Here is a 12,692-nt window from a genome sequence, read left to right as displayed (position 1 = left end):
ACAAAGGCGGCCGGCGTCATGACGGCACGGTCACGACCCCCGCGTTCGCCTCGCACCGCACCACACAGAAGAGGCAACACCCTGACTACGCAGCGTACGACTTTCCGAGAGCTCGGAATCCTTCCCGAGACCGCCGAGGCCCTCGAGGCCGTCGGCATCATCCACCCCTTCCCCATCCAGGAGATGACGCTCCCCGTCGCGCTCTCCGGCACCGACGTCATCGGCCAGGCCAAGACCGGTACCGGCAAGACGCTGGGCTTCGGTCTCCCCCTCCTCGAGCGCGTCACCGTTCCGGCGGACGTCGAGGCCGGCCGGGCGAAGCCCGAGCAGCTGACCGACGCCCCGCAGGCGCTCGTCGTCGTCCCCACCCGCGAGCTGTGCACACAGGTCACCAACGACCTGCTCACCGCGGGCAAGGTCCGCAACGTCCGCGTCCTCGCGATCTACGGCGGCCGAGCCTACGAGCCGCAGGTGGAGGCCCTGAAGAAGGGCGTCGACGTCGTCGTCGGCACCCCGGGACGACTCCTCGACCTCGCCGGCCAGAAGAAGCTCAACCTGGGGCACGTCAAGTCCCTGGTCCTCGACGAGGCAGACGAGATGCTCGACCTGGGCTTCCTGCCCGACGTCGAGAAGATCATCAACATGCTGCCGGCCCGCCGCCAGACGATGCTCTTCTCCGCGACCATGCCGGGCGCCGTCATCGGCCTCGCCCGCCGCTACATGTCGCAGCCCACGCACATCCGCGCCACCGCGCCGGACGACGAGGGCGCGACGGTCGCCAACATCTCGCAGCACGTGTACCGCGCGCACTCCATGGACAAGCCGGAGATGGTCGCGCGCATACTGCAGGCCGAGGGCCGCGGGCTCGTGATGGTCTTCTGCCGTACGAAGCGGACGGCCGCGGACATCGCCGAGCAGCTGCAGCGCCGCGGGTTCGCCTCCGGCGCCGTGCACGGCGACCTCGGCCAGGGCGCACGCGAGCAGGCCCTGCGGGCCTTCCGCAACGGCAAGGTCGATGTCCTCGTCTGCACCGACGTCGCCGCCCGCGGCATCGACGTCGAGGGCGTCACGCACGTCATCAACTACCAGTCACCGGAAGAAGAGAAAACGTACCTGCACCGCGTCGGCCGCACGGGCCGCGCGGGCAACACCGGTACGGCGATCACGCTGGTCGACTGGGACGACATCCCGCGCTGGCAGCTGATCAACAAGGCGCTGGACCTGCCCTTCAACGACCCGCCGGAGACGTACTCGACCTCGCCGCACCTCTTCGAGGAGCTGCGGATCCCCGAGGGGACGAAGGGTGTCCTCCCCCGCTCCGAGCGCACCCGTGAGGGACTGGCAGCCGAGGAGATCGAGGATCTCGGCGAGACGGGTGGCCGCGGGCCGCGTGGCCGCGGTGGTCGCGCTGGGCGTTCGCAGTCCGCGGAGGCCGAGCAGGAGCGCCCGGCGCGTACTCCGCGGAGGCGCCGCCGTACGCGCGGTGGAGCGCCGCTGGACGCGGCCGCTGCCACGACGGCTGACGCCACGGCGGCTTCGGAGGTCGCTGAGCCGTCGCTCTCGGCTTCCGCTTCAGCGACCGAGTCGGCTGAGGCGCGTACGCCGCGTCGTCGTCGCCGTACCCGCGGCGGAGTGACGGGCGAGGCGTCGGCTTCGGCGTCCGCGGTTGCCGTCGCCGATGCGCCGGTCACGCCGGTGCCCGAGCAGACGGCATCGGCTGCGGACGCGACAGCTTCGGCTGCGGACGCGACAGCTTCGGCTGAGCCTGCCGCGGTCGCGCCCGCGTCGGAGACGACCACCGAGGCGCCTCGTCGCCGCCGTACCCGCAGGTCCGCGGGCTCGGCAGCCGCGACGGCCACCGAGGCCGCCCCGGCGACGGCGGCCGAGACGGTTGCGGCCGTCGAGGCCGGAATCCCCGCCCAGACGGCGCCCGAGGCCGAGGCGAAGCCCCGCCGCCGCACCCGCAAGGCTGCGGACACTGCGGTGACCACGGCGGAAGGCACCGCGACCGCCGCCGAGGAGACCGAGGCCAAGCCCAAGCGCCGCACCCGCAAGGTCGCGGACGCTGCGGTGACCACGGCGGAAGGCACCGCGACCGCCGCCGAGGAGACCGAGGCCAAGCCCAAGCGCCGCACCCGCAAGGCTGCGGAAGCCGCGGTGACCACGGCCGAAGGCACCACGGACACCGACGCGACCGAGCCCACGCCCCGCCGCCGCACCCGCAAGAGCGTCGCCGCCGACGCCACGCCCGCCGCCGACGCCACGGTGCCCGAGGCCGAGGCGAAGCCTCGCCGCCGCACCCGCAAGGCTGCCCCGAAGGCCGCCGTTGCGGAGGGCGCGGAAGCCTGACCCACCATGCGTGATGGCCCGGTCCCCTTCGTGGGGCCGGGCCATCACGCTTCGGTGCGCCATGCGCCTGTGCCTGCGGGGCGGCCCGGGCGCGGTTCTTCTTCCCCTACCCCGCCCCTTCCCGAAACCGGGGGCTTCGCCCCCAGACCCCCGGATCGCCCTTCGGGCTCGTCCTCAAACGCCGGACGGGCTGGATGCACTCGTCCTCAAACGCCGGACGGGCTGAAATGCTCGCCCTCCAACGCCGGACGGGCTGTGCGCTCGGTCACCTGACGAGTCCGGACGACCCGCTAGCCTCGTCGCATGAGCAGGCCGCCCACCTTCGCCCCGCCGCCCGGCGCCCGGGCCCGTCGTCTCGTCACCGAGCGAGGCGACTTCGCAGTCATCGACGCACCGCCGGCAACGGGTCGGCCTCACAAGGGGACCGCCCTCCTTCTCCCCGGTTACACCGGCAGCAAGGAGGACTTCATCGCCCTCCACCCCCTGCTCGCCGCCGCCGGCTACCGCACCGTCGCCGTCGACGGCCGCGGACAGTACGAGTCGGACGGTCCACTCGACGACCAAGCACCGTACGCACAGGCCGAGTTGGCGCGTGACGTCCTCGCCCAGGCCGCCGCGCTGGGCACACGCGTGCACCTCCTCGGCCACTCGCTCGGCGGCCAGATCGCCCGCGCGGCCGTCCTCCTGGACCACGCGCCCTTCGTCTCGCTCACCCTCATGGCCTCAGGCCCCGCCCAGATCTCGTCCTCCCAGCAGCAACGCGTGAAGCTGCTGCAGGACGCCCTGTCGCTGATGGACATGGCAGAGGTGTGGGAGGCCATGCAGGCCATCGAGACGCCCGAGGACACGGACGTGGACGGCGACCCGGACGACCCGGACCCCGATCCGGGGCTCGACGGCGCATGGCACCTGCGCCACCGCTGGCTGCGCAACAGCCCCGCCCAGCTCATCGCCACGGGCCGCCAGCTGTGCAGCGAACCCGACCGCGTCACCGAGCTCGGCGCCGTACCGCTGCCCAAACACGTGCTCTCCGGCGAGCGCGACGACACCTGGCCGGTGCCGCTCCTGGACGACATGGCCCTACGTCTCGCCGCGCACCGCACCGTCGTACGCGGGGCCGAGCACTCCCCCAACACCGACCGCCCGCAGGAGACGGCGGCGGCCATCGCCGCGTTCTGGGACGCGTGCTGAGCGCTGCCGGAAGCACTTCGCGCCGCGCGGGCGTTCGCCGCAGCACGGGGCCCCCGACCACGCGGACGTTCGCTTCAGAACAGGGCCTGCAGCGCAGGCATCGACTCAGAAGCGGGACCGGACCACACAAGCGCCACCTCAGAAGCACGGGACCCGCACCGCGTGCCTCAGTACTGCGCCTGCAGGTGCTCCCAGAAGCCGTCCCGCAGCGACCGCCGCAGGTCCGACTGGCCGCGCAGCGAGTACTGCAGCAGCCCCTCCGCCTCCACCAGCAGGTCCTGGTCGAACGAACCAGGCAGATACGGATGCCCGGGCAGCAGCTCCGCCAGGCTCTCCCGCCCCCGCGCCGACAGCCACTTCGCCGCGATCCGGGCGCCGACGAACCGCACCTCCTCGCGTGTCGGCCGCGGCACCGACGGCGTCTCATACGAAGGAACGGTTCGCCGTGTGATGTACGGCTTGAAGAACTCGAGGTCGAAGGTGCGCTGACTGTCGACCTCCCAGAGCAGCGGCTCCGCCTGGTTGCGGCCCTCCGGCGCCTCGACGCCCCAGAGGTGGACACGTGCCCCGTAACCCTGCGCCGCCTCGACCGCGGGCACGAGGTCCTCGTCACCTCCTATGAGCGCCGCGTCGCTGATCGCCCGATGGCGTGCCAGTGACTCCAGATCGCTTCTGATCAGGGAGTCGACGCCCTTCTGCTGGTTGTTGGAGTTCAGGTTGCCGAGCCGTACCTTGACGTCCGGTAGCTCCGCGATCGACTGCTGTTCCGCGGTGTGGATACGACGGCGGGCGCCGTCGTACCAGTACACCCGCAGCAGCCGGCTGTCCGCGAAGATCGAGCGGGCCTTGTCGATCAGTGCGTCGATGAGCCCTTCGGCGTCGAGGTCGAAGGCCCTGCGGTCCTCCGTGCCGGCGGCGAGGCGGCCCGCGGCCGCGTAGAGATAGCCGGCGTCGACGAAGATCGCGTGGGTCGACGGTGTTTTCGCCACCTCGGCGAGCATGCGCTCGAGCAGCTCGTTGGTGCGGTCGATGCGGGCGCCAAGCGCCGCAGGTCCGTCGCGTCCCACGGGTTCGTCGTTCATATGCGCCTCATTGTCCGCCTGGTCACGGAGAGAGCACAAGCGGTCCACGTACGGGCCGTACTTAGGCTCTCGAAAAATTTCCTTAGCGTAGGGAATGTTGGCCCCATGCAACGTGTTGTGACTATTCGGAACGCGATGCACTGTAGCCACGCAATCCACTCTTAACGGTCGGGCAACTGCCCAGCCTCAGCCCGGGGCCAGACTTGTGTCCCGGATCACAGCAGTTCTCCTTCAGGAGGATCACCAGACGAAGGGAGAAGCCTTGATGCGCTTCGAGATCATGCGCCTTGACGACGTCGACGGCACCGCCGTGGACAGCACCGTCGTAGACGCCGCCTCCGTCAAGCGGATCGTGCAGCAGGCCGCCGCCATCGGGCAGCGCCTGTACATCCGACCGGCCGAAGCCTCGGCCTCATAACGCCGTACCGGCTCGCGACGCATCCGTAAGGCGCCGCGACAGCTCGTAACCCGTCGTATCGACGCCGCCGATGACGCCGCATCGACGACGCTGCACAGCACTTCAGGGCCCCCGTACACATGGGTACGGGGGCCCTGCGCGTACGGCCACAGGCTCGGACGCGGACGCAGGGCGCAGCTCAGGCGCCCTGGATCACCTGCGTGACGCCGTTGATGATCTGCTGCACGGCGATGGCGGAGAGCATCATGCCCGCAAGCCGCGTCACCAGCACCACACCACCGTCCTTGATCACGCGGATGATCAGCAGCGAGTAGCGCATCACCACCCACAGCACCAGATGGATCGCCACGATCGCCGCCCACACCGAGAGCTGCGTACCGAGGCTGTCGGCCTTCTGCACCGCCAGGATCACCGAGACGATGGCGCCGGGACCGGCCAGCAGCGGCATGCCGAGCGGTACGAGTGCGACGTTGACGTCCTTGGTCTGCTTCGGCTCGTCGGTCTTGCCGGTGAGCAGGTCGAGTGCGATCAGCAGGAGCAGGAGACCGCCCGCGATCATCAGCGCGGGCACGGAGACGTGCAGATAGTCCAGGATCTGGTGACCGAGCAGGCCGAACACCGCGATCACCCCGAAGGCCACGCACACGGCCTGGAACGCCATCTTCCGCTGCGCCTTGGCGGGACGGCCCGAGGTCAGCGCGAGGAAGATCGGGGTGACCCCCGGGGGATCCATGATCACAAAGAGGGTGAGGAAGAGGGAGCCGAAGACGGCGAGATCGAACACGGAAAGCCTTGGGGGTGTCGGGTCGGGCGTACGAAAGGCGCTGGGGGCCGACGGACGGACTTACCGCCGCCGAGCCGTACCAGGTGGAGCTTGAGGCGCGGCGCTGGCGCCGCGGAATCAGGCGGTGTGTGGTGTGGTACGCGGAGTGCGCGCAGATGTGCGCGTGCGGGCCGCGCAGCATGCGGTGCGGGCCGCGGGGACTACAGGCGTCCGCCGGTGCCCGGGACGGGAAACGCCCCGGTGGCCCGTCGCGTGATCTCCCCGAAGATCTCGGGGTCGGTGGTGAACTCGCCGAGCACGCACGTCTTGCGGCTGCCGTGGTAGTCGCTGGACCCGGTGGTCAGCAGCCCCAGCTCGGCGGCGAGCCCCCGCAGGCGCCCGCGGGTCGCCTCGTCGTGGTCCATGTGGTCGACCTCGATGCCGTCGAGTCCGGCGGCGGCGAGCTCCGCGATCGCGGTCTCGGGGACGACCTCCCCGCGCTTGACGGCGAGCGGGTGCGCGAAGACGGCCACGCCGCCCGCGGCCTTGATCAGCCGGACGGCGTCGAAGGGGTCGAGCTCGTGCTTCTCGACGTACGCGCGTCCGCCGTTGGCGATCCAGTCGGGCGTGAACGCGTCCGAGACGCTGGAGACGACGCCGAGCTCGACGAGCGCCTCCGCGATGTGCGGGCGCCCCACCGAGCCGTCGCCCGCGATACGCGCGACCTGCTCCCAGGTGGCCGGGACTCCCAGCTCCTGGAGCTTGGCGATCATGCCCTTCGCCCGCGGCACCCGGTCGTCACGCACCAGCTCGCGCTCGCGCAACAGCTCGGGCTCCTCGGCGTCGAACAGGTACGCCAGCATGTGCAGGGGCACGCCGTTCAGGCGGCAGGAGAGTTCGGCGCCTGTGACGAGCGTCAGGCCGGCGGGCACGGCGGCGATCGCCTCGGCGTGCCCGCGGGTGGTGTCGTGGTCGGTCAGCGCGACGACGTCCAGGCCGGCGGCCGCCGCGTTGCGGACGAGGTCGGCCGGGGTGTCCGTGCCGTCCGAGGCGGTGGAGTGGGTGTGCAGATCGATGCGCACGACACCCCTCCTTGCGCCTGAACCGGCGCCGCTCTCGCGGACGTGGTTGCTCGCCGCGGTGGTTGCTCACTTGATGGCTGCGGTCAGAGCCGCCGGCCTCCACCGTACGCGAAGGCGCTCAAGTGTCTCACGGCGACAGAATCCGCGGTGTCAGGGCCCCGCACGGCAGCAGGTCCATCTCCGCTCCCGCCTCGCGCAGATCCGTCAGCACCAGCTCGTCGTACATCAGCAGGCCCGACTGCTCCGGCCACACGACCGCCCACAGCCAGAGCCCGCGGGCCTCGCCCGCGAAGACGGCGCGGTCGTCGGGCGTACCGGCCACAAGCCAGAGCGGGGTCGGCCTGCCGGCGGCGAGGACCTTGGCCTGGGGCGGTTTCTCGACGTCCAGGTAGGGGCCGGGGTCCGGGCCCTCGATGCCCGCGTACCGCGCGCCGAGCCCGACGCCGAGCTCCTCGGCGACCAGCACCAACTCGCCCATACCGCCGAGCGGTCCGGGCCCGGAACAGGCCACCGCGGTCGCGCGCCCGCCGGTGCGGTCGTCACCAGCGGACGCCACCCCCGTGAAGAGCCAGCCGACCGGCAGCGGCCACGGCATCCACACCGGGACCTGCGCACGGTGCACCACGACGCTGAGGGCCTCGACGCTGGGCGGGATCACGGGCTGCAGCGGGTGCACGGTCCCATGCACATCACACTGCCAGGAGTCGGCAAAGAGTCCGGGAGCCCTGACCCGGCCACCACACTTCGGGCAACTGGGTTCGCCCCTCATAGGGCTCAACGGTCCTCCCCGGCCGTCGCCGCGTCAAGGACGATCACCCGTCCGGAGTGCGCGACCGCCGACCGATTCAGATTCAGGTCACATGATCAAGGGTCGGTTCTCAGTCGAGGGGGACGGTCCTGCGCAGCGGATCACGCAGGTCCGTCCCGCTGCCGAGCCACCGCTCCTGGAGCGCCCCCGCGCCGTGCACCCGCTTCCACGCGGCCTCGTTCGGCGTCATCGGGAGCAGCGGCAGAAAACGTACGGGATCCAGGGGCGCGTCCAGGTCCAGGTCCTCGACGAGGCCGCCGGACTCCGCCACCAGCACGGAGGTGAACGGAGCACCGGGCCACAGCGGTTCGCCCACGTCGAGCGAGGCGCCCGGGGCCACGATCACCCCTTCGACCTGGGGCGATGCGGCCAGTACAGCGAGCGGGCGCAGCACCTTGTCGGTGTCGGCGAGGCCCGCCCGTACGGAGAGGAGGAGCTCCGCGCGCGGGCCCTTGACCGGGTCCGCCAGGGGAGAGGTGGGGTCGGCCATGGGGACCGCGGACATCCCGAGCGTGGCGTATCTCACGATGTCTCCCTCGGTGAACCTCAGGACCTCGATGCGGTCCGTTCCGAGGAACGTCACCGCAGCACGGGCGTCCGGTTCGCCCAGCGCAGTGCGCAAACGAGCCTCGACCAGAGCAAGAACATCAGCCATGCGGCGAGCATAGAACTCGTCAGTGACGGGCAAACTTGCGACTTGACACTTCAGTTCGCTGATAAGCTGAGCCGCCGGTCGGGAAGCACACAGACGGGGCCCCTCGCAGCAGCAGCTGGAGTCGCTCCCGCGCCCCGACCGCGTGGGACATCCCCTACGGGGGACCGGCCGGAGGAGGTGGGGCTGCAATGGACCGAAGTCGACCGTGCAGTACCACCCGCTCTTCCGGCCGCTGAGTCACACAGCTTCGCGAGCTGTCTGCTTCGCAAGCTGTCCCACCCTGCGCGCGCATTTCCGGCGCTCGACGGAAGAGCACTTCGTTTCCGCCTGATCTGTCTGATCTGTATCAGTACCGCTGATCTCAGTACTGCTGATCTGAGTCAGCGGCGAAGCTGCCACCGCGACGATGCGGTGCTCCCCGCTTTGTGGACGAGCCAAACATCGAAGTCCGGACGTCCTCATTCCGGGTAGTTCCACCCGTCGCCGGCGGCTCTGTTGCGAAGGAGCCTGCCCATGTCGATGATCCGTGACCTGCGAGCCGCGGTCCGCCCCTCACCGCGCAAGGAGCGGTGGGGCTCCCCCCTGCTCGAGCGAAGCCGAGAGCTTGGGGGAAGCCACAGCGCGTACGACACGACCCGTGACGCCTCGACGCCCTCCGCGGTCGTCGACTGCGCCGTCTACCGCGACGGCCACCGCGTCACCTGTGACGACACCGTGACGCCCCACGAGGCGATGCTCCAGGTCCGCCGCGACGGCGGTTTCGCCTGGATCGGGCTGCACGAGCCCACGGAGGCCGAATTCGCCGGTATCGCGGCCGAGTTCGGACTGCACCCGCTGGCCGTCGAGGACGCGGTCCACGCCCACCAGCGGCCCAAGCTGGAGCGCTACGACGACACGCTGTTCGCCGTCTTCAAGACCATCCACTACGTCGAGCACGCCGAACTCACCGCGACCAGCGAGATCGTGGAGACCGGTGAGGTCATGTGCTTCACCGGCCGGGACTTCTTCATCACCGTGCGGCACGGCGGCCAGGGGTCGCTGCGCGCGCTGCGCCACCGGCTGCAGGACGAGCCCGAGCTGCTCGCCAAAGGACCATCGGCCGTGCTGCACGCCATCGCCGACCATGTCGTCGACGGCTATCTCGCGGTCGCCGACGCCATGCAGGACGACATCGACGAGGTCGAGACCGAGGTGTTCACGCCGGGCCGCAAGGGCGGAGTGTCGCGCGGTGTCGACGCCGGACGGATCTACCAGCTCAAGCGTGAGGTCCTGGAGTTCAAGCGGGCGGTTGCGCCGCTCGCCCGGCCCATGCAGCTGCTGAGCGAGCGGCCGATGCGGCTGATCGACCCGGACATCCAGAAGTACTTCCGGGACGTGGCGGACCACCTCGCGCGCGTGCAGGAGCAGGTCGTCGGCTTCGACGAGCTGCTCAACTCGATCCTGCAGGCCAACCTCGCGCAGGCGTCGGTCGCGCAGAACGAGGACATGCGCAAGATCACGTCCTGGGCGGCGATCATCGCCGTGCCGACCATGGTCTGCGGTGTGTACGGCATGAACTTCGAGTACATGCCGGAGCTGCACTGGAAGTTCGGGTACCCGCTGGTGCTCGGGGTGACGGTGGGCATCTGTCTGACCATCCACCGCACGTTGAAGAGGAACGGCTGGCTGTGAGCGGGCCGACTCGAGGCGGCCGGCTGTCGACGGACGTGGTTGTCCCCCGGCGCCCGGGCCTCACTAAGCGGTGCCGGGGAAGTGCGGGTGCGTTCCCGCGCCCGCCGCGGCAGCGGCTTGTGTCAACAGCCGGTGCGTGCTCTCGGCGTGCCGGACGAAGGCCCTCGATGGGGGCCCCTCCCAGGCCCTTAAGGCAATGGGGAAGGAGCTACTTGGGCCTTTGGCCGGTGCGGCGAGTGGGGGCACCTCCCACGCCCTTAAGGCAGTGGGGGAGCGTGCCGGGCGGCGTGGGGGCGGGCCCGCACTTCCCCGGGGCCGCTTAGGCTGGTCCCATGACGGAACCCCTGCTCGACCAGGCCCTCGTCGAGGAGGCCACCAAGAAGTCCGGGCTGATCTGGGTGCAGGGCAGCGGCCCGGCCCGGGCGCTGTGGCACGCGTGGCACGAGGGCGCCGCCCATGTGGTCGGCGATGGTCCCGGCGAGCAGCCGCTCCCGGGTCTCGCCGACGGGGGCACCGCGACCGTCACCGTGCGCAGCAAGGACAAGGGCGGCCGCATCGTCGAGTGGGCCGCGAAGATCACGGAACTCCCGGCGGGCTCGCCCGAGTGGGAGGCGGCCGTCGCCGAGCTCAAGGGCAAGCGGCTGAACGCACCGGACGGCGAGGCGATGCCTGAGCGCTGGGCGCGCGAGTGCCGCGTACTGCGCCTGGAGCCGCTGGGGACGACGGCGGACCTGCCCGACGGCTCGCTGGCCGCTGCGCCCCTGCCCAGCGGGGCGACGACCCGCCACCCGATCCCGGCGGCGCTGCCCCGCCTTCTCCTCCGCCGGAAGCGCCGGTAGCCCGCGCGCGTCGCCGAAGCCGGAGGCCGGTCCCCGCGGCGATGTCCAGCCGACCAGGCGCCATCGGGACTCCCGGTCCCGGGCCCCACCGGCGACATCCAGCCGACCAGCGCGTCCGGTGCCTGATCGCGCGTGCTGCGGGCACTCATGGAGGGGGAAGGGAGTACCGCCGCCATGACGTCTGGCAAACGTGTGACCTGGTGGGCCCGTGTGGCCGGCGCTGCCGTGCTGGTCTTCGCCGCGCTGTTCACCGTGAGCCGTTTCGATCTGCTGCCGGGACCCGGCGACTTATTCGCGGAGGACACCCACGACCGCTCCGGCCCCGCGCTCCTCAAGTCCCTTCAGGACATCAGCCGTTACGACGCGGCATCGGGCAACTTCCAGGTGGTCGTGGACCTGGAGAAGGACGCCCGGCTCCTGCCCGACGCGATCCGCGGGACACGGACCCTGTACGTCGGCGCGGGCACCGTGGACGCCTATGTCGACCTCGGGAAGATCGGGAAGGACGACGTCGTCGTCAACGACGACCGCACGGTGGCCTCCCTCAAGCTGCCGCACGCCCGGCTGGGCAAACCCGCGCTGGACGCGGACCGCTCGTACGCCGTGTCCAAGCAGCGGGGCCTGCTGGACCGCCTCGGTGACCTCTTCTCCGACAACCCCAACGGTGAGCGGGCCGTGCAGCGGCTCGCGGTGCGGCACATCGCGGACGCGGCCGAGGAGAGCGGACTGACGGCGCGCGCGGAGAAGAACACCACCAGCATGCTCGACGGCCTGCTGCGCTCCCTCGGGTTCGAGGAGGTGAAGGTCACCTATGGCGATGCGTGAGCGACGTGGACGATGTGATCCTCAGCACACGGGCGCACTCGTCGCGTACGCAGTGGCAGGGCACCGCATCGGGCGCCGTTTTCACGCACTTGCCGCACCGACGGGACGTACGCCTTCGGGCCGCGGCCGGCATGAGGGCCACCGCCGCTACGATCGGGGCAGCTGCTTCCCGTAGTCCACCATCTGCTTGTCCGTGGGCTCCTGGAGCTTGAACTCCTTGCCCCACTCGGAGAGTTCGAGCGTGCCGGCGTTCCCCGCGCGCTCGAGAAGGAGGGGGTAGGGCTTGCCCTCGAGGGACACCGCGAGCGTGCCGCCCGCGCCCTTGTCCCCGGTGATCTCGATGGTGCGGGCCCCGTCCGCGGTCCCGTGATCCCCCTTGGCCAGCGTGCCGTGCAGCGACAGCAGGCCGTCGAGCAGGACGTCCTTGTCCGTGAAGCCGCTGAGCTGCTTGTACGAGGGGTCGCCCTGCGGCACCTTCACGTACATGCCGTCGAGTTTGTCGGCGGCACCGGCCGACTCGGCGTCGTCCGCCCCTTCGTCCTGGGTCCAGAACTGCGCGTCGGCCTTCAGATAGAGGTGCGCGCCGACCCGTAGCAGCCAGAACGTGCTGCCCTTCGTGGTGACCGATCCGCTGCCGCCCTCGTCCTTGAGGCGCATGTCGAGCTTGTACGTGCGGCCGCTCACCACCACTTTTCCGGAGAGCCGGAGCGAGGCCGCGGCCTCGGCGGCCTTGCGGGTCTTGGCCTGGATCTGCGTCGCGGACAGCTTTCCGACACCGTTCGTGCCCGCGTCCGGGTCCTCGCTGCCGCAGCCCGTCAGCGCACCCCCCATGGCGACCAGCCCCGCGCACATCGTGCCGACAAGACCCCATCGCCTGAAGGGCGAGGGCGATACCCCCATGGCCCTGCGGATGCGACCCAGGCGAAATGCAGACACAGGTGGGGCTGCCTCTCATGCGATTGTCCACGACGGCGTACGGCAGCGTACCTGTGCCTCCTCGCCGTATCGG

Annotated in this window: 12 protein-coding genes; 6 read left to right on the top strand and 6 right to left on the bottom strand. The window is 70.7% G+C overall.

Annotated features, from left to right (window positions below):
* Positions 1 to 183 precede the first annotated feature (183 nt).
* Positions 184 to 2,349, top strand: coding sequence for a DEAD/DEAH box helicase (locus H1D24_RS00725; protein WP_374064003.1), 2,166 nt, complete (start codon positions 184 to 186; stop codon positions 2,347 to 2,349).
* A gap of 303 nt (positions 2,350 to 2,652) precedes the next feature.
* The gene (locus tag H1D24_RS00720) at positions 2,653 to 3,540 is read left to right on the top strand and encodes an alpha/beta fold hydrolase (protein ID WP_181655347.1); all 888 of its coding nucleotides are present in this window, start codon (positions 2,653 to 2,655) and stop codon (positions 3,538 to 3,540) included.
* 167 nt (positions 3,541 to 3,707) lie between these two features.
* Here H1D24_RS00720 and H1D24_RS00715 read toward each other — a convergent pair whose 3' ends face one another.
* Entirely contained in the window at positions 3,708 to 4,622 is a 915-nt protein-coding gene (locus H1D24_RS00715; protein ID WP_181655346.1) for an NYN domain-containing protein, read from the bottom strand.
* A 265-nt stretch (positions 4,623 to 4,887) separates the two neighbouring features.
* Between H1D24_RS00715 and H1D24_RS00710 the strand changes: the two genes are divergently transcribed.
* Entirely contained in the window at positions 4,888 to 5,040 is a 153-nt protein-coding gene (locus H1D24_RS00710) for a DUF8834 family protein (protein ID WP_181655345.1), read from the top strand.
* A 178-nt stretch (positions 5,041 to 5,218) separates the two neighbouring features.
* Here the strand turns inward: H1D24_RS00710 and H1D24_RS00705 are convergent, their stop codons facing one another.
* The 4 genes from H1D24_RS00705 to H1D24_RS00690 all read right to left on the bottom strand — a co-directional run bounded on the left by H1D24_RS00705 (position 5,219) and on the right by H1D24_RS00690 (position 8,348).
* Positions 5,219 to 5,824, bottom strand: a complete 606-nt coding sequence (locus tag H1D24_RS00705) for a MarC family protein (RefSeq protein WP_181655344.1) — start codon at positions 5,822 to 5,824, stop codon at positions 5,219 to 5,221.
* A gap of 200 nt (positions 5,825 to 6,024) precedes the next feature.
* On the bottom strand, positions 6,025 to 6,885 hold the full coding sequence (locus H1D24_RS00700) for a PHP domain-containing protein (protein ID WP_181655343.1): 861 nt from the start codon (positions 6,883 to 6,885) through the stop codon (positions 6,025 to 6,027).
* Positions 6,886 to 7,012: 127 nt separating this feature from the next.
* Complete coding sequence (locus H1D24_RS00695) at positions 7,013 to 7,654, bottom strand: DUF6758 family protein (protein ID WP_181655342.1); 642 nt, start codon at positions 7,652 to 7,654, stop codon at positions 7,013 to 7,015.
* Positions 7,655 to 7,763: 109 nt separating this feature from the next.
* Positions 7,764 to 8,348: a suppressor of fused domain protein gene (locus H1D24_RS00690; protein ID WP_181655341.1), complete on the bottom strand. Its 585-nt coding sequence runs from the start codon at positions 8,346 to 8,348 to the stop codon at positions 7,764 to 7,766.
* Positions 8,349 to 8,861: 513 nt separating this feature from the next.
* On the opposite strand from H1D24_RS00690, the gene H1D24_RS00685 reads away from it, so the two are divergent.
* The 3 genes from H1D24_RS00685 (at position 8,862) to H1D24_RS00675 (ending at position 11,683) form a co-directional block, all read left to right on the top strand.
* Entirely contained in the window at positions 8,862 to 10,019 is a 1,158-nt protein-coding gene (locus H1D24_RS00685; protein ID WP_181655340.1) for a magnesium and cobalt transport protein CorA, read from the top strand.
* A gap of 332 nt (positions 10,020 to 10,351) precedes the next feature.
* The gene (locus tag H1D24_RS00680) at positions 10,352 to 10,858 is read left to right on the top strand and encodes a hypothetical protein (protein WP_181655339.1); all 507 of its coding nucleotides are present in this window, start codon (positions 10,352 to 10,354) and stop codon (positions 10,856 to 10,858) included.
* A 174-nt stretch (positions 10,859 to 11,032) separates the two neighbouring features.
* The gene (locus H1D24_RS00675) at positions 11,033 to 11,683 is read left to right on the top strand and encodes a DUF4230 domain-containing protein (RefSeq protein ID WP_181655338.1); all 651 of its coding nucleotides are present in this window, start codon (positions 11,033 to 11,035) and stop codon (positions 11,681 to 11,683) included.
* Positions 11,684 to 11,830: 147 nt separating this feature from the next.
* Here H1D24_RS00675 and H1D24_RS00670 read toward each other — a convergent pair whose 3' ends face one another.
* Entirely contained in the window at positions 11,831 to 12,583 is a 753-nt protein-coding gene (locus H1D24_RS00670) for a hypothetical protein (protein ID WP_181655337.1), read from the bottom strand.
* Positions 12,584 to 12,692: the final 109 nt, after the last annotated feature.

This window comes from Streptomyces himalayensis subsp. himalayensis, from assembly GCF_013778455.1.
GTDB lineage: Bacteria > Actinomycetota > Actinomycetes > Streptomycetales > Streptomycetaceae > Streptomyces > Streptomyces himalayensis.
The sequence above is the reverse complement of the archived record's forward strand: the minus strand, read 5'-3'. Positions and strand labels throughout refer to the sequence as shown.